23 protein-coding genes are annotated in these 24,191 nt (G+C 63.0%); 8 read left to right on the top strand and 15 right to left on the bottom strand.

Translation table 11 applies throughout. The features are described 5' to 3' along the window. Positions 1–285 precede the first annotated feature (285 nt). The gene (locus tag AC070A_RS13240; RefSeq protein WP_057250756.1) at positions 286–852 is read left to right on the top strand and encodes a DUF6101 family protein; all 567 of its coding nucleotides are present in this window, start codon (positions 286–288) and stop codon (positions 850–852) included. Positions 853–1,366: 514 nt separating this feature from the next. On the opposite strand, the gene ubiA is transcribed toward AC070A_RS13240, so the two are convergent. From ubiA to AC070A_RS13225, 3 genes are all read right to left on the bottom strand, one after another. Next, positions 1,367–2,326, bottom strand: coding sequence for a 4-hydroxybenzoate octaprenyltransferase (gene ubiA / locus AC070A_RS13235; protein ID WP_093232052.1), 960 nt, complete (start codon positions 2,324–2,326; stop codon positions 1,367–1,369). 69 nt (positions 2,327–2,395) lie between these two features. Continuing rightward, positions 2,396–3,202 (bottom strand): MipA/OmpV family protein, encoded by an 807-nt coding sequence (locus AC070A_RS13230; protein WP_112996380.1) that lies wholly within the window; start codon positions 3,200–3,202, stop codon positions 2,396–2,398. 172 nt (positions 3,203–3,374) lie between these two features. Beyond that, the gene (locus tag AC070A_RS13225; protein ID WP_057250763.1) at positions 3,375–4,190 is read right to left on the bottom strand and encodes an AraC family transcriptional regulator; all 816 of its coding nucleotides are present in this window, start codon (positions 4,188–4,190) and stop codon (positions 3,375–3,377) included. 109 nt (positions 4,191–4,299) lie between these two features. On the opposite strand from AC070A_RS13225, the gene AC070A_RS13220 reads away from it, so the two are divergent. From AC070A_RS13220 to AC070A_RS13200, 5 genes are all read left to right on the top strand, one after another. Then, complete coding sequence (locus AC070A_RS13220) at positions 4,300–5,496, top strand: MFS transporter (protein ID WP_112996382.1); 1,197 nt, start codon at positions 4,300–4,302, stop codon at positions 5,494–5,496. Between the two features lie 172 nt (positions 5,497–5,668). Continuing rightward, the gene (locus AC070A_RS13215) at positions 5,669–6,709 is read left to right on the top strand and encodes a polyamine ABC transporter substrate-binding protein (protein ID WP_112996383.1); all 1,041 of its coding nucleotides are present in this window, start codon (positions 5,669–5,671) and stop codon (positions 6,707–6,709) included. Further along, entirely contained in the window at positions 6,706–9,075 is a 2,370-nt protein-coding gene (locus AC070A_RS13210) for a putative bifunctional diguanylate cyclase/phosphodiesterase (protein WP_112996384.1), read from the top strand. The genes AC070A_RS13215 and AC070A_RS13210 overlap by 4 nt, the downstream gene beginning before the upstream one ends. A 106-nt stretch (positions 9,076–9,181) precedes the next feature. After that, on the top strand, positions 9,182–10,453 hold the full coding sequence (gene purD, locus AC070A_RS13205) for a phosphoribosylamine--glycine ligase (RefSeq protein WP_112996385.1): 1,272 nt from the start codon (positions 9,182–9,184) through the stop codon (positions 10,451–10,453). Between the two features lie 107 nt (positions 10,454–10,560). Further along, a complete protein-coding gene (locus AC070A_RS13200; RefSeq protein WP_112996386.1) occupies positions 10,561–11,088 on the top strand; it encodes a plant virulence effector HPE1-like domain-containing protein in 528 nt (175 codons plus the stop codon). Between the two features lie 118 nt (positions 11,089–11,206). On the opposite strand, the gene AC070A_RS13195 is transcribed toward AC070A_RS13200, so the two are convergent. From AC070A_RS13195 to AC070A_RS13170, 6 genes are all read right to left on the bottom strand, one after another. Further along, positions 11,207–11,707, bottom strand: coding sequence for a 2-thiouracil desulfurase family protein (locus AC070A_RS13195; protein WP_057250774.1), 501 nt, complete (start codon positions 11,705–11,707; stop codon positions 11,207–11,209). A 126-nt stretch (positions 11,708–11,833) separates the two neighbouring features. Next, positions 11,834–12,214, bottom strand: coding sequence for a cupin domain-containing protein (locus AC070A_RS13190; protein ID WP_112996387.1), 381 nt, complete (start codon positions 12,212–12,214; stop codon positions 11,834–11,836). A gap of 120 nt (positions 12,215–12,334) precedes the next feature. Beyond that, complete coding sequence (gene glyS, locus AC070A_RS13185; RefSeq protein WP_112996388.1) at positions 12,335–14,500, bottom strand: glycine--tRNA ligase subunit beta; 2,166 nt, start codon at positions 14,498–14,500, stop codon at positions 12,335–12,337. Positions 14,501–14,611: 111 nt separating this feature from the next. Then, complete coding sequence (locus AC070A_RS13180; protein ID WP_112996396.1) at positions 14,612–16,552, bottom strand: DUF2207 domain-containing protein; 1,941 nt, start codon at positions 16,550–16,552, stop codon at positions 14,612–14,614. A 124-nt stretch (positions 16,553–16,676) separates the two neighbouring features. Further along, entirely contained in the window at positions 16,677–17,948 is a 1,272-nt protein-coding gene (locus tag AC070A_RS13175; RefSeq protein WP_112996389.1) for a 3-phosphoshikimate 1-carboxyvinyltransferase, read from the bottom strand. Positions 17,949–18,033: 85 nt separating this feature from the next. Further along, the gene (locus AC070A_RS13170; RefSeq protein WP_057250782.1) at positions 18,034–18,582 is read right to left on the bottom strand and encodes a LemA family protein; all 549 of its coding nucleotides are present in this window, start codon (positions 18,580–18,582) and stop codon (positions 18,034–18,036) included. A 253-nt stretch (positions 18,583–18,835) separates the two neighbouring features. Here AC070A_RS13170 and AC070A_RS13165 point away from each other — a divergent pair, with 253 nt between their 5' ends. Then, the gene (locus AC070A_RS13165) at positions 18,836–19,033 is read left to right on the top strand and encodes a hypothetical protein (protein ID WP_057250783.1); all 198 of its coding nucleotides are present in this window, start codon (positions 18,836–18,838) and stop codon (positions 19,031–19,033) included. On the opposite strand, the gene AC070A_RS13160 is transcribed toward AC070A_RS13165, so the two are convergent. The 6 genes from AC070A_RS13160 to AC070A_RS13135 all read right to left on the bottom strand — a co-directional run bounded on the left by AC070A_RS13160 (position 19,034) and on the right by AC070A_RS13135 (position 23,010). Continuing rightward, positions 19,034–19,585 (bottom strand): AAA family ATPase, encoded by a 552-nt coding sequence (locus AC070A_RS13160; protein WP_112996390.1) that lies wholly within the window; start codon positions 19,583–19,585, stop codon positions 19,034–19,036. Next, the gene (locus tag AC070A_RS13155) at positions 19,582–20,538 is read right to left on the bottom strand and encodes a glycine--tRNA ligase subunit alpha (protein WP_093232042.1); all 957 of its coding nucleotides are present in this window, start codon (positions 20,536–20,538) and stop codon (positions 19,582–19,584) included. Before AC070A_RS13155 ends, AC070A_RS13160 begins: the two co-directional genes overlap by 4 nt. A gap of 127 nt (positions 20,539–20,665) precedes the next feature. Continuing rightward, on the bottom strand, positions 20,666–20,857 hold the full coding sequence (locus AC070A_RS13150) for a hypothetical protein (protein ID WP_112996391.1): 192 nt from the start codon (positions 20,855–20,857) through the stop codon (positions 20,666–20,668). Positions 20,858–20,989: 132 nt separating this feature from the next. Further along, complete coding sequence (locus AC070A_RS13145) at positions 20,990–21,856, bottom strand: S49 family peptidase (RefSeq protein WP_057250793.1); 867 nt, start codon at positions 21,854–21,856, stop codon at positions 20,990–20,992. Positions 21,857–22,003: 147 nt separating this feature from the next. Continuing rightward, positions 22,004–22,792, bottom strand: coding sequence for a tRNA1(Val) (adenine(37)-N6)-methyltransferase (locus AC070A_RS13140; protein ID WP_375374101.1), 789 nt, complete (start codon positions 22,790–22,792; stop codon positions 22,004–22,006). Continuing rightward, on the bottom strand, positions 22,789–23,010 hold the full coding sequence (locus tag AC070A_RS13135; protein WP_057250796.1) for a putative signal transducing protein: 222 nt from the start codon (positions 23,008–23,010) through the stop codon (positions 22,789–22,791). The genes AC070A_RS13140 and AC070A_RS13135 overlap by 4 nt, the downstream gene beginning before the upstream one ends. 107 nt (positions 23,011–23,117) lie before the next feature. Between AC070A_RS13135 and AC070A_RS13130 the strand changes: the two genes are divergently transcribed. After that, complete coding sequence (locus AC070A_RS13130) at positions 23,118–24,134, top strand: polyprenyl synthetase family protein (RefSeq protein ID WP_058320418.1); 1,017 nt, start codon at positions 23,118–23,120, stop codon at positions 24,132–24,134. The last annotated feature ends 57 nt before the right edge of the window (positions 24,135–24,191 follow it).

Genomic DNA, 24,191 nt, shown 5'->3' with positions numbered 1-24,191 from the left:
GAATTCTGACGCGTCATGATTGCAGCACTGGCTTGTGTGTGGCTTTTGGCCGGCCGCCGACAGGCCGCTTGTTGCGTCCGATCGGAACAAGACCGTCCGACCCGTTGACGAAACAGAAACCCTGAGCGGTCGGCTTTTGCTAACCATCGAAAAACGCAAAGTTTTCTTAACCGCGATTCTTAAGCCGTTCGGAAAGGGGGGCGCCTATTCTCAGCCCATAGAGGACGAAAAAGTCCCGACGAGAAGACCGGAAACGGCTCTCAAGGAAAAACAAGGGCGATTGAAATGCGCAACACACTCTCTCAACCCGCATGGGTCGAAAACACGCTCCGTCTTGATCCGAAGCGCTTTCCACAGCAGGCAAGCTACGCCTTGCGCGGTCACACGGGTAATGTCACGATCAGCCTGGACGAGCGTGGCGCAGTTCTGCGCAAGGTGCTACCATCGAGCGGCCTGCCGCTTTCGATCGCACTGCCGGCGCGGGCATTCAAAGGGGTCGCGGCTCGCGCGATCGATCACGGCGACGGAGACGTTACAGTGACGCTGGAACTTCATCACGACGACCCGGACCTCTGCGTTCCGCTGCTCGTCGCACACGACCTGTCCGACATCGCGGCCGACTGGCGCGCCTGGGCGGAGGCCTATCGCATTCCCATGCTGATGGTCGAAGCGGATGGCGTCGCAAGGCCCCTCGAAGAGCATCTCGGCGACGTGCGCACCGCGCCGGTCAAGCCGCGGCGCCGCCACTCCTTCTTCGCCGAGCGCCGGCCGCGTTTCCTCGTGCGCCGTTCCACCGGCACGCTTGGCGTTCACATGAAGATCGACGGGCGCGAGATCATCGCCCGCAGCTAATTCCGCAGCAGTACCTCCAGCGCAACAGCCGGCCGTTCCCTGCGGCCGGCTGTTGTCGTTTGATCTCCGCGCTGCCGATTTTGGGGCTGCCGATTTTGGGATGCCGTTGCGGACGGCAAGCCATTTCACAGGTTTTCTGGGATTGCTCGAGATGTTCCCACGGAAACAGCTCCGCCGCCTTCTTCGTGCCATATCGGGTTCATAGCCAAGATCACGAAAGAAGGAGAAACCCGATGCGCAAGCATATCGCCGCCGCCGTTGCTGTCATCCTGTCCAGCTTCCGTGCGCGTCACGAGGCGAAGGAGCGCAAGGCCGCCCGCGAGATCAGCTGGGCCTGAAGCTTTTACGGCCCGCCACTACAGCGCCGCGCGTCTTTTCAGACGCGCAAAGGTCGCTGTGGCACTTTCAGGGCTGCATGTTTTTATCCTTAAACCGGCTACGTTTTAAGGAAACATGCAGAAGCGGGACGGACCAAATGCATGAAAGAGGATCCTCCGCCGCGACGGAGGATTTTTCATATCAGGCGAACAAGAAACGCCAGCACCAGGCCGACAAAGATGATCAGGCCCACGACCCCATTGAACTTGAACAGCGCCAGGCATTGCGCCGGATCGTGGATGTTCAGCACCAGGATCTGATAGGTCAGCATCGCCGCCGCAATCAGAAGTCCGATATAGGCAATGGCGCCGGCACCGGCAGCCACGAAGGACATAAGCAACAGCAGCGTCGCGATGCCATAAAGGCCGATCAGCCACGGCCGCGGATTTTCGCCGAACCGCCTTGCCGTCGAACGCACGCCGATCAGCTCGTCGTCCTCCCGGTCCTGGTAGGCGTAGATCGTGTCATAGCCGATCGTCCAGGCAATCGCCGCACCGTAGAGCAGCACGGCTGCCAGCGACAATGTACCGAACGCGGCCGCCCAACCCATCAGCGCGCCCCAGGAGAAGGCGAGGCCCAGGAAGAATTGCGGCCAATCGGTAAACCGCTTGGCGAAGGGATAGATCGCCACGATCGCGAGCGACAGAATGCCGAGCACGATCGAGAAAGTATTGAACTGCAGCAGTACGACAAGGCCGACGAGCGCCTGCAGCACCATGAACACCTTCGCCTGAAGACGCGAAACGCGTCCCGACGGCAGCGGCCGCGAGCGGGTGCGCGCAACCTCCATATCGATGTCGTGGTCGACGATGTCGTTGTAGGTGCACCCGGCGCCGCGCATGGCAATCGCGCCGGCGGTGAACAGGAAGCAATGATACAGGAAGCGGCCGAACGAGAATTCTTCGGTGCCCGCCGCTGCGCCCGTCGCCAGCGCCACGGACCAGAGGCAGGGCAACAGCAGCAATTGCCAGCCGATCGGACGATCCCAACGGGCAAGCTGCGCATAGGGCCAGAGCGCACGCGGCAGCACGCGATAAACCCAGTTGTTGGAGGGCGCGTCGTGGACGCGGCCGGAATCGGCGGAGAACGTGTTCATCCCCCTGTTTGACGCCGCCCGTCCGGCCGGTCAAGCGGCGAGATCGTCGCGGCGCCGGACCAGCCAATGTCAGGGAAGGGTGAAGTCGAAGCGGTAGGTCGCCGACAGACCGACCAGGACCTGGTTGCGGCTGCCACGCTCTTGAACGAGGCTGGAATCGGCGGCAGGGCCAAGCAGGCGCCGATACTCGGCATAGGCACTCGTCTCAAGCTTCTCCGTTGCCTGCCAGGTGATCGCGGCGCCGACGCCGGCGGATCCGACGCCGCCATGCGGATAATACGTGGCGAGGCCGGATGCGGCAGACTCGCGGTCGTTCACGCCATAATAGGCGCCGTAGTAGTCGCTGGTCGCAGCGGTCAGGCGTGGACCGCCGGAGATGCGGACATTGCTGCTGACATCGGTGAAGGCGTCGGCCGCAACGTCGGCGACGATACCGTGGTGGCTGCGAATGCCCTGGCGAACTTCGGCGCGCACCCGCAGCCAGTCCGTCGGATAAACCTCCGCAAAGCCGCCGACTTCACCGCCGAACTTGATCGGATCGAGGCCCCTCAGGTCGCTGGACGTGCCGGCGTCGCGCTCGAAGATCAGCTTGCCGACGAGACCGGCGCGGAAACTTCCTTGGTCGACCAGCGCATAGGACATGTTGTCGTTGCGCGAGGAGAAGCGGACCGAGCTGCCGGCCTTGCCGAGCGAGATCAGGGGCGCGACCTGGAACATGCGCTTCGAGGCGCCTTCATACTTCGGGCCGAGGAAGCCGGTGGCACCGACCTTCAGATACCAGTCACCGGACCAGAAATACTGGCCGTCACCGGCAGAGGCGGCGTTGGCCGACAGCAAAAGGGTTCCAGAAAGGAGGACGAGAGAACGGATACGCAAGAAACAACTCCGGAAGAATCATTCGCCGGGGCGAAGTTTGACCGTGCCGTTGCGCCGAGGGAGGGAGGTGGGCAGGAACGACACGAGGGCGGTTTATTGCGGCTTGTTCCTACGATTCCGTTAACCAGGTCAATTCAACCTTCCTTTGCCATACCCGGTTGGCGAACCCCGGTCACTGGCCAAGATAGGTCTTGAGATAGACGCTCGGCGGGCTGCCGAGCATGCGGCGAAACATGGTGGTGAAGGCCGCGACATTCTCATAGCCGGCATCAAGGGCCACATTGGTGATTGGCTCGCCATCGGCAAGGAGCGGCAAGGAAGCGAAGATACAGGCCTGTTGGCGCCAGGTGACAAAGCTAACGCCCGTCTCCTTGCGGAAGAACCGCGTGAATGATCGCCGGCTGAGGCGCATGCGATCCGCCCACTGGTCGATGCTCGCTGCCGCCGATGGCGCCTGCAGGAACTGTCGGCACAGCGCCGCGAGCTTCTCGTCGCGCGGAAACGGCAGGCCGAGCGGGCGTTCCTGCAGTCGGCCGATTTCTTCCAGAAGCAGATCCGTGACCAGTTGTTCGCGCCGCTCCGACATCGTCTCGTTCTCGACGCTGACGAGCGCATCGACAAGGCTGCCGGCGAGCGGATTGATTTCCATGACCATCGGCCGTTCGGCGCGCAGCAGTTCCGGCGCGAAGTAGATCGAGTGCATGCGCACGTCACTGATCATCTCGGCCGAGTGCTCCATACCGGCCGGGATCAGCAGGGCATGGCCGGGCGGAACCATCCACCGCCCGCGCTCGGTGCGCATCAGCACGACGCCGCCGCGCGCCCACCAGAGCTGCGTGCGCGTATGGCTGTGGAAGGGAACCAGAAGACCGGCGCTATAGTCTCGTCCGAGCGCCAGCACCGGGGCGTTTCCCGTCTCGACCCAATCGAGGTTCCGGAAGTGATCGTCATCGGGAAGCTGCGGCAAGGGATATCGGCGGATCGGCATTTGGCCCACTCACGAAAGAAATCGACCAGATCACAAAAGCAGGCCAATCGCAACCTCAGTACAGATAGCCCTTGCCGCATACAACCTTCGAGACGGCAAGGAATCACCCATGTCTACCGTGACCTCAACTTCCGGGATCTCGCCGGAAAAGACGGCCTTCTCCGTCATCCTGGCTGTCAGCTTCTGCCATATGCTGAACGACATCATGCAGTCGCTGCTGACCGCGCTCTATCCGCTTCTCAAGGCGAACTATTCGCTCGATTTCGTGCAGATCGGCCTCTTGACCTTTACCTTCCAGCTGACGGCGTCGATGCTGCAGCCGGCCGTCGGCATCATCACCGACCGCTGGGCGCTGCCCTATTCGCTGCCGCTCGCCATGCTTTCGACCTGCAGCGGCCTGATCCTGCTCGCGAATGCGCATGATTTCTGGGTCCTGCTGGTGGCCGCGAGCCTGATCGGCATCGGCTCGGCGATCTTCCATCCGGAATCGTCGCGCATCGCCCGCCTCGCCTCCGGCGGTCGCCACGGATTGGCGCAATCGCTCTTCCAGGTGGGTGGCAATGCCGGCAGCGCCATGGGTCCGCTGCTTGCCGCCTTCATCGTCATTCCCTTCGGCCAGGGAAGCCTCAGCTGGTTCTCGATCGTCGCGATCATCGGCTTCTTCGTGCTCTCCTGGGTCAGCACCTGGTATGTGCGCCATCGCCGCACCACGATGAGCCGGCCGGCACCGAGCCGTGCCCTTCCGCTGCCGAAGGGGCGGGTCATGTGGGCGGTCGCCGTGCTCGTGCTCCTGACCGCCACCAAGAACGTCTACATGGCGAGCATCTCCAGCTACTTCACCTTCTTCGTCATCGAGAAGTTCGGCATCGACGTGCAGCAGGCGCAGCTCATGCTGTTCCTGTTCCTCGGCGCGGCCGCGGCCGGAACCTTCCTCGGCGGGCCGATCGGTGACCGTTACGGCGCCCGCTTCGTCATTTGGTTCTCGATCCTCGGCGTCATCCCCTTCGCCTTGCTGTTGCCCTATGCGAACCTCTTCTGGACCGGGGTCCTGTCGATCATCATCGGCCTGATCTTCTCCTCGGCCTTCTCGGCAATCGTCGTCTTCGCCCAGGAGCTAGTGCCGGGTCGCGTGGGGCTGATCGCCGGCGTCTTCTTCGGTTTCGCCTTCGGCTTCGGCGGCATGGGCGCGGCCGTGCTCGGCATCTTTGCCGACCGGCAGGGCATCGAGTTCGTCTACACCATCTGCTCCTATTTGCCGCTGCTTGGCATCCTCACGATCCTGCTGCCGAAGATCCCCACGCGATAGGCTCTTCGCGCCGAAATCGCTTCCGTTTTCACCGGGCGCCGCCATGCGACGCCCGGTTTTCGTCTTGCGCCACAAGCAGCACTCGACACCCCATCCCCGTCGCAGCCCCACGTAATCATTCATCAATTTTTGCGCGCTACGGTCGTCTGACGGGCTTGGGCAGGGGTATAGAATGCAGGGGCGAACGGCGATTCCGGCCTTTCTGGCGACGTTGCTATTTGCAACGGCGGCATCGGCCGAGACCCTGAACCTGCTGATCTGGGAATCCTATATCGACCAGAAGATCCTTGATCGCTGGACGTCGATAACAGGCGTCGCGGTGCACCAGGTCTATTACGATAGCGGCGACACCCGCGACGAGGTGCTGGCCGATCCGAACAGCCGCGTCGATCTGGTGGTAACCGGCGAAAACAGCGCCGCCCTTTTCGGCCGCAAGGGCGTGCTCGAAAAGCTCGACGAGACCAACGTCGCCTCGCTCCGGGACTATGACGAAAGCTGGCGCAAGCGCTGCTCGGGCCGAGGCCTGCCCTATCTTTGGGGCACGATGGGCATCCTCTACCGATCGGACGTCGTTCCGGAGGCGCCGGCCTCCTGGCAGGATCTCATGCGACCAACCCCGGCACTCTCCAAGCATGTCGCCATGTACGACGACCACAACGAGGCCTTCGTCGCGCCGCTGATGCTGCTCGGCCAATCGATCAACACCAACGACAGCGCCACCTTGAAGGCCGCCTTCGGCCTGATGAAGGAACAGGCGCCCTCGGTGCTCACCTACGAATATATCATCAGCTCGATCCAGAACCCGACGGTCAGCAAGGACATCTACATGGCGCTGGGCTACAGCGGCGACCAGCACGTGCTGAACGACAAGGCAGGCACGCCCGGCGTCTGGCGCTACGCCGTTCCCAAGGAAGGCACGCTTTCCTGGCTCGATTGCATGTCGGTCGTCGCCAAATCCCCGAACAAGGACCGCGCGCTCGCTCTCCTCGACTATCTCGGCTCGCCCGGCAGTGCTGCCGCGAACGCGCTGGCGCTCAACATGCCGACGGCAAGCCGGGCAGCCTATGCGCTCCTGCCGGAAGAAGTCCGCGCCGACCCCGCCATCTACCCCTCACCCGACATCCTGGCCAAGAGCCAGTATCAACAGGAACTGTCCACAGAGTCGGTGCAATTGCGCCGGCGCATCATCAGCACATTGGCGAACTTCCAGTGAATCTCGGCAAACGCGCGCTCATCCTGATCTTCCCCGTCGTTCTCGCTGGCTACCTACTGGCGGCAGTCTCGGTCCACGTCACGCAGAGCCGCTCCATCCGCGCGCTCGAACACGCCAAACTGTCGCAGCGTCTGGAACATGCGGCCGCCGTGTTCCAGAACGAGATCGGCCGCAGCAAGGGCTTCCTCAATGCGCTCTTGAACGGCAACTCGCTGCGCCAGTATGTGTCCGAAACGGATGAGAACTACCGCGCCAATGCGCTTGGTGTCAGGCTGCAGGAAAGCATCAAATCACTCCTGGACGACCCGACGGGCTACGTGTCGCTGGCGCTGCTGACTTCCGATCTGAAGACGGACTACTATTTCGAAAACAGCTGGGACCCCTTCGCCCAGATCGACGAGGCCCAGCTCAACCTCGCCCGTCGATTGATCCGCGAAGACACGCTCGCCGACTGGACCTATCTTTACGAAGCGGGACAAAGACCACGCATCGTTTATTCCTTCTTCCTCGATCCGGTCGCCTTCACCCGGCCGCTGCCGAGCAAGAAATCGAGCGCTCTGCTCGTCCAGGTCGCGATCCAGCCGGACCGCTTCCTCGACATGCAGCAGGCGCTGAAGAAGGAATACGGCTCCGACATCGTGCTCCAGCCCTGGCCGCTGGCGATTACCGAAGACCTTTCGGCAAGCGTTCATCTCGGGCCCTCGCTCTATGCGACGCTCACGGTTTCGAGCGAACATTTCGATGCGCTGTTGGCCAGGCAGAAGATCCTGCTGGCGCTCGGCGCCGTGGCGATGAGCCTGTTCTCGATCTGGCTGATCATCATGCTGATCCGCCGCTTCATTACCGACCCGATCGCAAGCCTCGACGCCAACGTGATGGCGGTGATGGTGGGCGCGCGCGACGAGATCCGCGACATGGAGGAGAAAGGCGAGATCGGGCGGCTGACGGAAAATATCCGCGAATTGCATCGGCAGTCGGTGCAATCGCTGAAACTCGTGCAACGCAGTTCTTGGACCGACACCCTGACCGGCATCAGCAACCGCGGCCATTTCAACGCACTTGCCGCCGGCGCCGTGCGCGAGGCAATCGCCGCCGGCGAGAAGTGCAGCCTGCTGTTTATCGACATCGACAACTTCAAGTTCGTCAATGACAAGCACGGCCACGAGATCGGCGACGAGCTCCTGAAGACGCTGGCCGTCCGCATCGGCGAGCGTGTCGATGCCATTACCGAGCGGCGCGGCCAGAAGCCGGCCATTCTTGCCCGCCTCTCCGGCGACGAATTCGCTGTGTTCGTGCGATCGCGACCCGGCGACGGAACGGTCCGGGAAATCTCGGCCGCCATTCTGGGATTGTTCGAGGACGGCTTCGAAGTCTCCGACAAACGCTATCCGGTGACCGCAAGCATCGGCGCGGCGATCTGCCCGGACGATGCGACCAACCTTGCCGAGCTGATTTCGAATGCCGATGCCGCGATGTATCAGGCAAAGACCAGCGGCAAGAACCGTTCGGCCCGTTTCTCGCGCGCGCTTCACGATAAGCGCACGCGGCTGCGCCAGATCCAGGACGAGCTGCGCGCGCTCGATCCGGACGAACAGTTCCATCTCGTTTACATGCCGATGGTCGACACCGAAGGCCGCGTCACCGGCTGCGAAGCGCTGCTGCGCTGGTACTCGCCGGTCCTCGGCAATGTTACCCCGGATGAATTCGTGCCGATCGCCGAAAGCTCCGGTCTCTTCACCAAGATCGACTGGTGGGTGATCAACAAGGCGATGTCCGATTGCCGGCAGCTCAAGGCGCTGTTCGGCCCGGAAACGGTGCTGGCAATCAACATCTCCTCGGCCGAACTGCACTCCAAGGCGATTGCCGACCATTTCTCTGACTGCCTGGAGCGACATGGGCTGGAGGCGCGTTCGATCGAGATCGAGCTCACCGAAACCTTCGCCGTCAAGTTCAGCGACCAGCTTCGCCGCAACATCGACGCCCTGCGCCAGAATGGCTTCCGCCTTTCGATCGACGATTTCGGCGCCGGCTACACGTCCGTGCAGCAGATCATCGAATACACGGCCGATACTATCAAGCTCGACCGGGCGCTGGTCTCGAACCTCACCGCGTCGCAGTCGCTGCCGGTGCTCAAGGCGCTCATCGCGCTCTGCCACGCCAAGGACGTCGCCGTCGTCGGCGAAGGCATCGACACGCCAGAGAAGCTCTCGATGCTGACTGCAGCCGGTTGCGATCTGTTCCAGGGCTATCTCATCAGCAAGCCGCTGCCGATTGAAGATCTCGGCATCTGGGCGCTGACGCGCACCGCCCGCTACGCGCACGACGAAGGGCTGGATGACGTACAAACTCGGCAGGCCATCGCCTGAACGGTGGCGATTGCGGGAATCGCTGCCTGGACTCCCATTTTCCCTTGACCTTGCCGCCCTGCCGTCCTAACCGCAGCGCAGCAATTTCGGGATATCGGGGGCTGCAATGAAGGTTCTTCTCATCGGATCGGGTGGGCGCGAGCACGCCCTTGCATGGAAGATTGCGCAGTCTCCCAAACTGACGAAGCTCTATGCGGCACCGGGCAATCCCGGCATCGCCGAAGAAGCCGTCATCGTCGCGCTCGACACGGACGATCATGCGGCCGTCGCCGATTTTTGCCGCAAGGAAGCGATCGATTTCGTCGTGGTCGGTCCTGAGGGCCCGTTGGTCGCCGGTCTCGCCGACGTCCTGCGCGCAGCCGGCATCGCCGTCTTCGGCCCGTCTGCCGCCGCCGCCCAGCTCGAAGGCTCCAAGGGCTTCACCAAGGATCTTTGCGCCCGCTATGACATTCCGACCGGCGCCTATGGCCGCTTCACCGATGCCGAAAGCGCCAAGGCCTATGTGCGCGCCCAGGGCGCGCCCATCGTGATCAAGGCCGATGGCCTGGCAGCCGGCAAGGGTGTCACCGTCGCCATGGCGCTCGATGAGGCGCTCGCTGCCGTCGACGATTGTTTTGCCGGCGCCTTTGGTGCTGCCGGCGCCGAAGTGGTGGTCGAGGCCTATCTCGATGGTGAGGAAGCAAGCTTCTTCTGCCTGTGCGACGGCAAGACCGCGCTGGCGCTTGCCTCCGCGCAGGATCACAAGCGCGTCGGCGACGGCGATACCGGGCCGAATACCGGCGGCATGGGCGCCTACTCGCCCGCTCCGGTCATGACCACGGAAATGATCGAGCGCACGATGAAGGAGATCATCGAGCCGACGATGCGCGGCATGGCGGAAAGCGGCCATCCCTTTTCCGGCGTCTTCTTTGCCGGCCTGATGATCACCGCCAAGGGCCCGGAGCTAATCGAATACAATGTCCGCTTCGGCGACCCGGAATGCCAGGTGCTGATGATGCGGATGAAGAGCGATCTTCTCCCGTTGCTCTATGCCGCGGCGACCGGCACGCTCGCAGGCATGGTGGCCGATTGGCGCGAGGAGACGGCGCTGACCGTCGTGATGGCCTCCAAGGGCTATCCTGGCAGCTACGCCAAGAACACGCCGATCACCGCCCTGCCCGTGGCCTCGGCCACCACCAAGGTGTTCCACGCTGGCACAGCGATGAAGGATGGCGCCCTGGTCGCGACCGGTGGCCGCGTGCTCAACATCACCGCAACGGGCGCAAATGCAGGCACGGCCAAGGACAGAGCCTATGCGGCGGTCTCGGCCGTTTCCTGGGACAACGGCTTCTACCGGCACGATATCGGCTGGCGTGCGGTTGCACGCGAGAAAGCGTGATCCGGAGCGGAACTCATTTCCGGATCATTCTATTTTTACCAATTCTCCTGACGGGAAAGTAAGGGAGTGCGCATATTCTCGCCGCTAACAATTGCGGGAGAAAGCGTATGCGCCTGTTGCTGATCACCACCGTCCTCGGGCTTGCCGCCGGCAACGCAGAGGCGTCGTCGATCGAGGCGCTCGCGTCGCGCACGACCGACAACGCCAGTGTCGCCACCGTCTCCTGCGCCGCGTGCCCGCCGCTGCAGTCGAAGAAGAAGGTGACCTATGTGGTACCCACGATCGCTGCGGGCGGCGAAACGGTCGAGCTCAAGAAAATCAACGGCGAGATGAAGATGGTGCGCACCGAAGCCTGGCTCGGTGGCTCCCCGGTCGTCTTTGTCAGCAAGCCTTCGCAGGAGATCATCAAGGCGGCTTCCGCCGACAGTGATGCCTCCCCGACGGTCGTCGTCTCGACGAATGCGGACGACCAGAACCCGGTGGCGGACGACGCGAAGATGATCGCGATCGACCAGACCGCAAAGACCGCCGCGGTCACGCCGATCGGTGCCTCCATGGGCGGCTCAGTTGCACCGCCGACCGAAGGCGGCTCACAGCAATTTGATCCGTCCACCCTCGAACTTCGGCTAGACTGATCTCCTATCGGGAAAGTTCCCTGCCCCGCTCAGCTGTCCCCTGCATGCAAGGCTGACGGGCGTTTCGCTGCACAGCGAGAGATTGCGCCCCTGAGAGAAGCAGGGGCGCAATCTTTTATTATGGGCCTTCCAATCCTTCGATCCGCGCGACCAGCGCCTCGATCTGCCTGTCCGAATAGACTTCGATGCCATTGCCGGCGAGCAATGCTGCCGTCACACCCTCGCCCGGATGGCGAGCGCCGGAAAAGCTGCCGTCATAGACGAAGCCGGATCCGCAGGACGGGCTGCCATCAATCAGCAGCGCAAAACGACAGCCGGTTTCCTTCGCCAGCGAAAGCGCGTTTTCGGCGGCCCGCACGAAGTCTTCGGTCACGTCGCGGCCGGTGATCTCCACCACCCTCGCCTCGCCTTCGAGCACATCCTTGCCGACGGCGCCTGAAGCAATTTCCGCTGGCGGGCGCGGCACCGGCATGCCGGCAGACATTTCCGGACAGATGGTCACGAGACGGCCTTCGGCGCGCCAGCGATCGATCGCCGGATGAAGGAGCGGTTTCGACTGACCGTCATAACGGACGGCATGGCCCATGAGACAGGCGCTGACGAGGATCTTTGCGGGCATATGCCTTCCTACTCCGAGGCGGTGATGGTCATCAAGCGCGATCCCGACCCTACAGCGCCGCGCTGCATGACTTCGTCCTCAAATCGAGGTCGATTTAAGGAGACATGCAGTGGGCAGCCACGCGCGTCAGATCCAGCGATCGTTTTCCGCCGTGCGTTCGCCGCCCTCATGGCCGGTGTTGAGGGTGCCGCGCGGCTCGATCAGCAGCATCTTCACCTCGCGATCTGCATAGGGCTTGTGCTCGACGCCCTTCGGCACGACGTACATCTCTCCTGGCCCAAGCGTCACCGAGCCATCGCGGAAATCGATGCGCAGAGCACCTTCGAGTACGATGAAGGCCCCGTCGGTGTCCTTGTGATCATGCCAGATGAAGTCGCCCTCGATACGCACGATCTTGAACTGATAATCATTGAGTTCGGCAATGACGCGCGGCTGCCACTGATCGCTGAAGAGCGAGAGTTTTTCGGTGAAATTGATCGGCTTGTAGGTCTTCGTCGCGGTATCCATCTGCTGCCTCCATCTGTGTGATGGAGACAGGATATAGGTCGCCTCACGGCGACCTGCTTGAACGTTTGTGCGGGAGCAACAGCGGATGCTTCCGGCGAGCCGGCAGCCGACCGCTTCGCCTTAGCCTGCGATCTTGGAGAAGTCCGCGACAGTGCCGGTTGCCGAACGGATCAGGCCAAGCAGCGCCAGGCGGTTCGCACGGATCGCGGCATCGTCATCATTGACCAGCACGTCGTTGAAGAACTGATCGACCGGTTCGCGCAGCCTTGCCAGCGCTTCCATCGCCGAACGGAAGTCTTCCTTGGCGATCGCGTTGCGCGCTTCGCCCGAGCCGGTTTCGACGGCCTGGTGCAGCGCCTTTTCGGCATCGAGACGGAAGAGGCCGGCATCGACAGCGTCGGCGACGGTCGTTCCCTTCTTCTCTTCGGCCGCGAGAATCTGGGTCGCACGCTTGGTGCCGGCCAAGAGGTTGCGGCCTTCCTCGTCGGTGATAAAGGCCGTTAGCGCCTCGACGCGGCGGGCAATCATCAGGAGGTCGTCCGAATCCGACGTCAGCACCGCGTCAATCAGGTCGTGACGGGCGCCGAGATCGCGCAGATAGACCTTGAGCCGGTCATGGAAGAAGGAGAGCAGATCGGCGGAAACGTCGCCTGCAAGCGCCGGCTTCTGTGCTCGGAGAGCAACGAGCGCGGCTTCGAAGGCCGGGAGCAACGCCAGGCGCGCCTTGCCTTCCAGGATCAGGCGGATAACGCCGAGTGCCGCGCGGCGAAGCGCATAGGGATCCTTCGAGCCGGTCGGCTTTTCGTCGATCGCCCAGAAGCCGACGAGCGTGTCGAGCTTGTCGGCAAGCGCGACGGTCACCGCCACCGGATCGGTCGGCACGCGATCGGACGGGCCCTGAGGCTTGTAGTGATCCTCGAGCGCATCGGCGACCGACTGCTCTTCGCCTTGAAGCAGCGCGTATTTGTGACCCATGATGCCCTGAAGCTCGGGGAATTCACCGACCGCTTCGGTGCGCAGGTCCGCCTTGGCGAGCACCACGGCGCGGTCGACGAGCTTCTGATCCGCGCCGATCACCTTGGCGAGTTCAGCAGCAAGCGCCCGGATGCGGGCGACGCGTTCGCCCTGCGTGCCGAGCATGGCGTGGAAGGTGACGTTCAGCGCGTCGAGCTTGGCCATGCGCTGGTCGAGCGGCTTCTTGAGATCGAGAGCGAACTTTTCCGCGGACGCTTCCAGCGTTTCGAGATCCGGCAGGTTGCCCTGGTCGCGGTGCCAGAAATGGGCGGCGTCCGAAAGGCGGGCGCGCACGACCTTGCCGTTGCCGTGCACGATCTCCTTGCCGCCGTCCTTCGCCTCGATGTTCGAAACGAGGATGAACTTGTTGGAGAGCGTTTCGGCGCCAGGTGCGCGGGTGACGAAGCACTTCTGGTTGGTCTTGATGGTCAGACGGATGATTTCCGAGGGAATTTCGAGATAGGCATCCTCGAAGCTGCCCATCAGCACCTGCGGCCATTCGACGAGGCCGGAGACCTCTTCCAGGAGACCCTCGTCCTCGACGAGTTCCAGCCCGTTGGCGAAAGCGACGTTACGCGCATCGGCAAGGATCATTTCCTTGCGGCGCTCGCCATCGAGAACGACCTTCGCCTTTTCGAGCTTCTCAGCGTAGTCGGCAAAGCGCCGAACCGTAATCGCCTCAGGCGCGTGGAAACGGTGCCCATAGGTAACGTTCGAGGCAACGATGCCGTCGACTTCAAACGGGATCACATGCGTTTCCTCGGTTTCCGAGCCGAACGTGCATACGATCGACTGCAGCGGGCGGACCCAGCGAAGCGCACCGGGCTTTGCCGACGCAACGCCGGAGCGCATCGGCTTCGGCCAGGGGAAATTGCGGATGATGCCGGGCATCGCCTCGGCGATGATCTCTTCGGCCGGACGGCCCGGCTTGACGATATGGGCGACGTAGAAATCGCCCTTCTTCGGATCGCTGTGGACATGCGCCTCGCTGATCGAGGAGAGACCGGCGCCACGCAGGAAGCCTTCGATCGCCTTCTCGTTGGCGTCGGTGCGCGGGCCCTTGCGCTCTTCGCGAATATCGGCGGAGCGGGCGTTGAGGCCACGGATATCGAGCGTCAGCCGGCGCGGCGTCCAATATTCGCGCGCACCCTCATAGGTCAGGCCCGCCTCGACCAGGGCATCGGTCAGCAGCTTCTTGAGGTCGCCGGCCGCCTTGCGCTGCAGGCGGGCAGGAATTTCCTCGGAGCGGAGTTCGATAAGAAGATCGGGCATGGGAGCGACTTTTTCTGTTCCTGACGGTTGCGGCGGACTTAGCAATCTCTGGCAAGAATGTCACCAAGCTCGTCGATGATTTTGGCGGGACGCCTGCGTTTGGGGCCGGTTTCACCAGCCGCCGCCGCCACCACCGCCGCCACCGCCGCCGGAGAAGCCGCCGCCGGTCGAAAAGCCTGACGATGACGATTTGGGCGGCGGAGGCAGGGACGAGGTCATCGTGTCGGCCATCGAGCCGGCAAAGCCGCCGATACGGTCGCCGAAGGTGCTCGAGCCGAAGCTGTCGCCGTGGTACCAGCTCGGCTGATAGGCGGCTGCGGCCGCCGCTCCGGCAGCCGCGGCAAGCAGCCAGCGATCGAAGGTCGCGGTCCAGGGCTTTTCAACGCCGAGCGCTACCGCATAAGGCAGAAGCGTCTCGAAATGCCGGGGCGACATTTCAGGTGCGCCCTGCATGTTCATCCGGTCCTTTTCGGCGAGCGTCATGTACTGCCTAAGCCCGTCGATACCATCCATCATCCGCGTGCCGAGCGGCGTCGGCGCACCCATCAGGAAGAAGAACAACACGTTGACGAGGACGATGGCGCCGATCACGAACAACAGCGGCAACTCATCGGTTTCGGCTGCCGAGTAGAAGACGGCTGCGAGGATCGCCGAGAAGATCGTGAAGGCCACGAAGCCGATGAAGGCGACCACCACGATCGACATGATCCGGCTCATCAGGCTCTTCTCACGGCGCAGCGACTTGCCGAATGAGACGGCGAGGATCGACACGAAGAAGGCGATGAAGACGGGAACGATTACCAGCGGCAGGCTGTCTTCGCTGAGATCGCCGAAGAGGAAGACCGCCGCGACCGCCAGGACCGACAGGACGACCCCGGCGACGATGTAGCCGCTGTTCGCCAGGTAGTACTTGCCGCGATGCTCGCGCTCCATGGCATTGCGAAAATCCGCACCGGTCGCCTGCACTCGTGTGCCATGAGCGCGATCGATCGTGAGCGTGCCGCCGGCCGCATTGACCGCCTTCATGACGGCCGCTTCGCCGGTCGGCAGTTTTTCGTTGCTTCCCTTGCCGGTGGCGGCGATGACGATGGCGTTCTTGAGATCTTCGAGAACCACGTGGCCCTTGACCGCGAGGTTGAGTGCTGCCGCCGACAGTGCGGTCCAGCCTTCGCCGGAAAAACCCTTGTTGTCGATGTAGTTGACCAGCGCCGGCGAGATGCCTTCCGGCGGATCCCAGCGCGGCACCATGACGCCGCGGTCCGGGTCACGCCCGACCCGCAACCAGGCCTGGCTGTAGTAGATGAGGACGAGGACGAGCCCGGCACCGGCGATGACAAGCGCGAGGTGGTCACGCAGCCACCAGGCGTTCTCCTGGCTGGAGGACGGCCGGTCGATGCTGCCCTTCGGCATCTTGATGGCGATCGTCAGCCCTTCGCGCGGATCGAGACGGCGGGTGGTGGCGAAAAAGATCTCGCTGCCGTCCCGCGAGGCTCGGGCGTCCTTGCCGGTCGCGCCGTAGCCGCCGGTGAAGAAATCGAGTGCTTCGGCCCTGACGCCTTCCGGTAGGGTCACCGTGGCGCTCGCCTCGTCGATCGGGAAGTCCCACTCCGTGCCGGTCACGTTCCAGTAGAGTTCGTCGTGATCGTCGAAGAAACGGATCTGCCGGCCGGTCTCATAAGTGAACTGGAAGGTGTGCTCTCCCGGCTCAAGAAAGACCTCGGCCGATCCGGTGTAGATGCGGATGCCGCCGCTGATCGTCTCGGTGCGGTACGGCTCCTCCTCGCCGTCGCGCTCGACCGAAAGCAGCTTGAAGTCCACCTTGCTGCGCTTGCCCTTCGCATCGGTGAAGGTCAAAGGCAGGTCACGGTAGATGCCCCGGCGGATCTTGTCGCCCTCGACCGTCGCCGTGATCGTCTCGGTGACCGTCATCGTGCCGTCCTTGGCAAGGTCGATGACGGAGCGATAGGCGGAGAAGACTTCCTCCGCCCGCCCGATGCCCGCCGTCGCCAGCAAAAGAACCAGAACGGCGAATGCGGCAGCGAGACGGGCCATGCGGATCAAGCTTTCTTCCGGTTGAGGGTCAAGTTCCGGTTGGGGGTCAAGGCGTGGCGATTTGATAAGTTAGAGCGGGATGCGGGCGGAAAACGGCATACACTTTTCCTCATCCCGCTCTCGATCACGGCCGGTCGCCGGTGAATTCGACGCCGAGGGATGCGAGCGCGTCCCAATAGGCCGGATAGGTCTTGGCGACGCAGCCAGGGTCCTCGATGGTGATGCCATGGATCTTCAGGCCGGCAAGCGCGAAGCTCATGGCGATGCGGTGATCGGCGAAGGTGTCGATCGAGGCCGGCAAGGTCTGGCCGGCAAGACCCGGGTCGGAAGAGACGATGAGGTCGTCGCCTTCCTCATGCGCAAGGTCCGGCCGGATGGCGGTGAGGCCGAGCGACAGCGCGCGCACGCGGTCGCATTCCTTGACGCGCAGATTGGCGAGACCGACGAAGCGCACCGGCGTGTTGTTGAAGGCGGCGAGCACCGCGATCGTCGGGATCGCGTCCTGCATCTGCGAACCGTCGATGACAGCAGGCAGGTTCGGGAAGCTTGAGATCACCGCATGGGCGCGCGCATCCGGCTGGGAGAAGGCCGTTGCCGGGACGCCTAGGTCGATGGCGCCGCCGGTCAGCACTTCCGCCGCCCAGAGATAGGTTGCAGCCGACGCGTCAGGCTCGATGACATAGTCGGCCGCACGATAACCGGTCGGGGCGACCTGCCAGACGGACGGGCTCACCTGCTCGACCTCGGCCCCGAAGGCGCGCATGGCGGCAACCGTCAGGTCGATGTAACCACGCGCGCCGATCTCGTCGCCGGCAAGCTCGATGCTGACAGGCCCCTTGGCGCCCGGAGCCGCCATCAGCAAGGCAGAGACATACTGGCTGGAAAGGCCGGCATCGATGACGACGCGGCCGGCCGGAAAGCCGCCGGTGCCCTTGACGGTGACCGGCGGGCAGCCGGTCTCGGAGGTGACCTCGACGCCGAGGGCGCCGAGTGCTTCGACCAGCGGCTTGATCGGGCGCTTGCGCATATGCTGGTCGCCGTCGACGACGACTGTGCCATCGACGAGAGCGGCCGCCGCCGTCAGGAAGCGCGTCGCCGTTCCGGCATTGCCGAGGAACAGCGGTGCAGCCGGCGGGAGCAGCTTGCCCGTGCTGGTCACGACGAATGTGGTTTCATCCGGCTCGCTGACCTCGACACCCATCGCCCTGAGCGCATCCGCCATGTAGCGGGTGTCGTCGCTCTTCAGCGCACCCGTCAATCGGCTCGTGCCTTTCGCAAGGCCGGCCAGCAAAAGCGCGCGGTTGGTGATCGACTTCGAGCCCGGCGGGCGCACATGGCCGCGCAGCGGATGGTCGGTCGGCAGGATGGTCAGCTTCTTCATGGTATCGGTGGTCATCGAATGAGGTCTCTTGATGCGAATGAGCCGCGGCGGGAGCCCGCGGCCGGGATGTTCGTGGCGATCGGAACCGCGGATGGAAAGGTCAGAACTTGACCTGCGGCACCGCGCGATCGGCTTCGTTGGTGATCTCGAAATAGCCGGCTTTGACGAAACGGAAGGCGTTGGCGATCAGGTTCGACGGGAAGCTCTCGACCTTGACGTTGAGATCGCGGGCAGCGCCGTTGTAATAGCGGCGCGACATCTGGATCTCGCCCTCGATCGTCTCCAGTGAGCGCTGCAGTTCGGCGAAATTCTCGTTGGCCTTCAGATCCGGATAGGCTTCGGCAAGCGCGAACAGCTTGCCGAGCGCCTGGGACAGCGCGCCTTCGGCCTGCGCTCGCCCCTCGACATCGCCTGCAGGCACCGCTTGCGCCCGGTTGCGCATGGCGATCACCTCTTCGAGAGTCGACTTCTCGTGCGCCGCGTAGCCCTTCACGGTTTCGATCAGGTTGGGGATGAGATCGGCACGACGCTTCAACTGCACATCGATGCCGGACCAGGCCTCCTCGGCGATCTGCCGCGCCTTGACGAGACCGTTATAGACGAAAACCAGATACAGGATCACGACGACGGCGATTGCCAGACCGATCATAGGGTGCCCTCCAAAATTGCCCGGCCGAGATTAGCACCGGCTTTCAAGCTGCAAAGGCCTTTCTACCGCAATTGCGCGGAGAAACGCACTCCTCCCTAACTGTCGCTTCAAACGGAGACAATGCGCATTCCCCCTCGTGAACACAGTGTTCGCGTGCGGCGTCCAATCCCTGTTCCAACGGGAACGGCAGCATTGCTGACCTTCAGCCATATTCCAATCCAGAGAGCAACTCCTGGAAAACGAAGCTAAGGTCATGAAAACGTTCGCACCCCTCATCAACGCAATCGCCTTCACGGCGCTTTTCGTTGCCTATGCGAACGTGTCCATCGCAGAGGAAAAGCCGGTCGGTGTTCGTCGCGCCTTACAGACCTATGCGGGTCAGATCTACACCGGCGCCTACCCCACCCTGGACCAGGCCAACAACGCTGCCGCCATCGTCAATGTTGTTTGATCACGCAAGGATACGGCCGGCGATATGCTCGGCGGCCTCATTGGCGCCAAGCGTCGTCACATCGATCTCGACAACCGCATGACCATTGCCCCGCAGCAATCTGTGTCTGGCCCTAAGGTCCAAAAGGATCGCAGGATCGGTCAGCTTGTGTTGCTTTGACCGTCCGGCCCTTGTCAGCCGCTTGAGATTTTCCTCGACATCGCAATCGATGACGACCGCAACGAAGCGGGCGCCGCGCAGGCGCGCAAGCTCGGCGTAGTCTTCGAAGGCGCGGGTGTCGGAGGCGTCATCCGAGAGCGCATCGGTAAAGACGAAGGATTGTTCCCCTGGCGCCCTCGCCAAATGGTCCAACACACTCTCACGGATCGCCGCGCGCAGCGATCGATAGAGCGGTGTGCCGCGCGCAAACAGCGCCTCGGCCGGATTGATCAGCGTGTGGTTGTCGGCAAGCCGCGCGCCCAGCCTTTCGGCCAGATGGCGCGCGATCGTCAGCTTGCCGGTTCCCGGCCAGCCGTTGATGTGAACGACGAGGCCGGACGGTTGCGTGATCAAGCCGCGTCCCGGTTGAAGTTCGCGCCGCCAGCGTCGGTCAGCAGGAAGGCTTCGCCGCAGGCCTTGGCCAGCGCTCGGACGCGCAGGATGTAGCTCTGGCGTTCGGTGACCGAGATGACGCCACGGGCATCGAGCAGGTTGAACACGTGGCTCGCCTTGATGCACTGGTCATAGGCGGGGAAGACGCATTTGTGCAGCTGATTGTTGCTGTGATCGCCTGGTGCGCCGGCGGCCAACAATGCCTGGCACTCCGCTTCGGCATCGATGAAGTGCTGATGCAGCATGGCGGTGTTGGCGTATTCGAAATTGTAGCGCGAATATTCCTGTTCCGCCTGCAGGAAGACGTCGCCATAGCTGATCTTCTCGGCGCCTTCGCGGCCGTTGAAATTCAGGTCGTAGACGTTGTCGACGCCCTGCACATACATGGCGAGACGCTCGAGACCGTAAGTCAGTTCACCGGAAACCGGCGAGCATTCGATGCCGCAGACCTGCTGGAAATAGGTGAACTGCGACACTTCCATGCCGTCGCACCAGCACTCCCAGCCGAGGCCCCAGGCGCCGAGCGTCGGGCTTTCCCAGTCGTCCTCGACGAAGCGGATATCGTGCAGCAGCGGGTCGAGGCCGATCGCCTCCAACGAGCCGAGATAGAGCTCCTGCAGGTTGGACGGGTTCGGCTTCAGGAGCACCTGGTACTGGTAATAGTGTTGCAGGCGGTTCGGGTTTTCACCGTAGCGGCCATCGGTCGGGCGACGCGACGGCTGCACATAGGCTGCCCGCCAGGGGCGCGGACCAAGCGCGCGCAGGGTCGTTGCCGGATGGAAGGTACCGGCGCCCACTTCCATGTCGTAGGGCTGCAGGACGGCGCAACCCTTGTCGGCCCAGTAGTTGTGCAAAGTCAGGATCAGGGCCTGAAACGAGCGCTTCGGGTTCATATGATCGGGCAGAGTGGTCATGGATCGCGTCCGGATTTCTTCATATAAATTGAGCCGGACAGGTGCCACGCCTGATGAGAAGGGTCAAGCAACTACAGCGCCGGCCCGCCATTTAGACGCGCCGGAGCGTCCGCGTCCTTTGATCTCGCTATTCGTCTTCGCGTTTCAGCCTGTACTCACCGGTTTCCGGATCCTGGACCAGCGTGCCCTGCGCCCCGGTCCGCTCCTCGCGGCGGGCCTGTTCACGCTGGCGCGTCAATTTCTGCGCATCGGCCACGAACTTGCGGTAGCCGAGCCAGAAGACGAAACCTGCAATCAAGAGCAGGATGAGTTGCGGCATTTTTCCTCCAAAGACATCACGCGTGAGCCAGGGCGCTTCCGATCAAACGCAGTCGTGGAAACGCCCTATCTCATTGTTTTACGCAATTCCGGACGCGAAACCGTCGTACAATTTCGCTGGAATTGCTTGGGCTCAAAGCCCGAACCGCGCCCACAATGCCCTTTCCTCGATTGCTTCGGCAAGACCCGCTGCCGCCGACGCCGCCAAGGGCTCGACAAGGGCGCCGGCCACGGCCGTGCCGGTCTGCCGACGGCCGAAAAGGCTGCGCACCGGCTGGATGAGTTCTAGCCGCGCCTTGTCGCCGTAACGCTTCTTCACCTCGCCGCGCAGATCGCCGAGACCGTCGATTAGCCCCAGCTCCAGCCCGCGCCGGCCAGTCCAGAAAAGGCCGGAGAAGATATCCGGATCATCGGCGAGCATCTGCCCGCGACGCGCCTTCACCATCTGGATGAAGGTATCATGGATGTCTAGCTGCAGGTTCTTCAGAAATGCGATGTCCTGCTCCTTTTCCGGCTGGAACGGGTCGAGCATCACCTTGTTTTCGCCGGCGGTATAGACGCGTCGTTCGACGCCGATCTTCTTCAGCAGCTCCGGAAAGCCGAAACCGCCGGAAACGACGCCGATCGAGCCGACGATCGAGGTCGGATCGGCGATGATCTCATCGCCGGCGAGTGCGATCATGTAGCCGCCGGACGCTGCAACGTCCTCGACGAAGATCAGGACGCGCTTCTTCTTCTCCTGGGCGAGGTCCCGGATACGCTGATAGATCAGGCGCGACTGCACCGGGGAGCCGCCGGGCGAATTGACGGAGATCGTAACCGCAGGCGCTTCCTTGATTGCAAAGGCCTTTTCCAGAAGCGGTGCCGCCGTTGCCAGGTTGAGCGCCGGCCGGAATTGCCCGCCGCCAGCCATGATCGCACCGTGAAGCCGGACAACGGGGATCGTCACGCCTTCCCTGCGAAATCGCCTCGGCAACAACCGTCTCAGGAACGCCTTCATTTCAACTCCTGCCTACTGGATCGCTTTGGAGCAGCGTGAGGAAAACGGCATGGCACCTTTCCTCATGCCGCTCCGATGGCCAAATGTATTGGCCCATCCATGGCATGTATGCACTGCCACGACAAACGCAATGCCGCATACGGTAAATCAGCGGCGGCGATAGGCGGCACGACCGTTGTTGAGATCGTCGACATGATCAGCGAAGCGATGCCCCTCCTCATGCATGACGAGTGGCGCGCGCAACACCAGCCGCTTGCGGCTCTGCTTGATCGCCGTCACCAGGATGCGCACGGCGTTTTCGCCGACGCGCGGATGCAGCGCAGTGATCTCGATGCCGCCGAAGCGGCGGCCGCAGGCGGCGATGATCTCGGCGATCGATTCCGGCCGGGCAATCAACGACAGTTGCCCGCCCGGCTTCATGATCGCGCCAGCCGTCTTCACCCAGACCTCGAAGAGCCCGTCGCTCATCGCATGGGCCTCAGCCTTGAGGCTGTCCGGCGTCTTGCGATCGGAAGCGTCGTTGAAGGGCGGATTCATGATCACGTGGTCGAAGCTGTCATCCGCCAGACCCGCCGCGACACGCGCCTTGCCGGCAAGCGAGACATCGGCCTCCAGCACCAAGACCCGCGAAGCAAAGCGGGCATTCTCAGCCAGCAGCAGGCTGCGACGGGCATACTCCGCCATGATCGGTGAGCGCTCCACCAGCACCACCTCCGCAGCTGCGATCCGCGAAGCGACGGCCATGCCGGCGGCGCCCGCACCGGCGCCAAGATCGGCGATGCGGCAGGGACGGTCCGAGGAAACGAGCGATGCCAGCAGCATCGCGTCCATGCCCGAGCGATGTCCCTGCCCCAGCGGCTGAACGACATGGAACTTGCCGCGATGGAAGGCATCGACGGTTTCGGTTGCGGCCGCCAGCACTGGGTCCGAGTTCACGACCGCAACTCCGCCTCGAGCCCGGCGTCGATCAATATCCGCCGCGCGGCTTCCGCGTCCTCGTCCGCGACCAGAAAACGGCGGGGCAGCAGGCCGAGCGAGCCTTCCAGAATGCTCATCCCCTGATCGGCGATGAGACTTGCGATACCGGCATCCTTCATCAGGCTCTCGGCAAAGGAGAGCACGACGGCATCGTTGGTACGGATCAATTCCTTCATCCGGCGGTTTTTCCTGTCCTATTTCAGCAAGCGGGACAATTCGCCTCTTGCCGCACGGGACACCCCTTCCTATTGTCGAAAGCGACAATGAAAACAGGAGTCCCGGTGTGGGCGTAGTGATACCGCTGGAAGACAGCAAAAACAAACAGGCGTCCGTTAAGCCGCTCGTCGACCTGACAGCGCCGGACATGGAGCGCGTCAACCAGCTCATCCTGTCGAAGGCCGGTTCCGACGTTCAGATGATTCCCGAAGTCGCCAACCACCTGATTTCTTCCGGCGGCAAGCGCCTGCGCCCGATGCTGACGCTCGCCTCCGCCTCGATGTTCGGCTATGAGGGCGACGCCCACGTCAAGCTCGCCACCAGCGTCGAATTCATGCATACGGCGACGCTGCTGCACGACGATGTCGTCGACGAAAGCGACCTTCGCCGCGGCAAGTCCACCGCGCGCACGATCTGGGGCAACCAGGCGAGTGTTCTTGTCGGCGACTTCCTGCTCGGCCAGGCCTTCCGCATGATGGTCGATGTCGGCTCGCTCGACGCGCTCGACGTGCTCTCGACGGCTGCTTCCGTCATCGCCGAAGGCGAAGTTCTCCAGCTTTCCGTCGCCAAGAACATGGAAACGACCGAGGACGATTATCTCCAGGTCATTCGCGCGAAGACCGCGGCACTCTTTGCCGCTGCCGCCGAAGTTGGACCGATCGTCGCCCAGACGAGCAAATCCGACCGCAATGCGCTGAAATCCTACGGCATGAACCTTGGCCTCGCCTTCCAGCTCGTCGACGACGTGCTCGACTATGGCGGCTCGTCGAGCGACCTCGGCAAGAATGTCGGCGACGACTTCCGCGAAGGAAAGATCACGCTTCCGGTGATCCTGTCCTACCGCCGCGGAACGGCAGAAGACCGGGCCTTCTGGCGCGAGGCGATCGAAGGCGGCGACAGCAGCGATCAGAACCTCGAAAAGGCGCTCGGCCTGATCAAGCGCTACGGCGGCTTGAGCGACACCATCGCGCGCGCCCAGCACTACGGCACGATTGCCCGCGATGCGCTGGCACCGCTGCCGGCGTCCCCCTGGAAGTCGGCGCTCACGGAAGTGATCGACTTCTGCATCGACCGGGTAAGCTGACGGGACCTCAACCCTACCGGGACGACCGACAGGATTTTCTTGCCGCATTGCGCCAAA

The organism is Ensifer sp. GW101-20A05 (genome assembly GCF_059424735.1).
The sequence above is the reverse complement of the archived record's forward strand: the minus strand, read 5'-3'. Positions and strand labels throughout refer to the sequence as shown.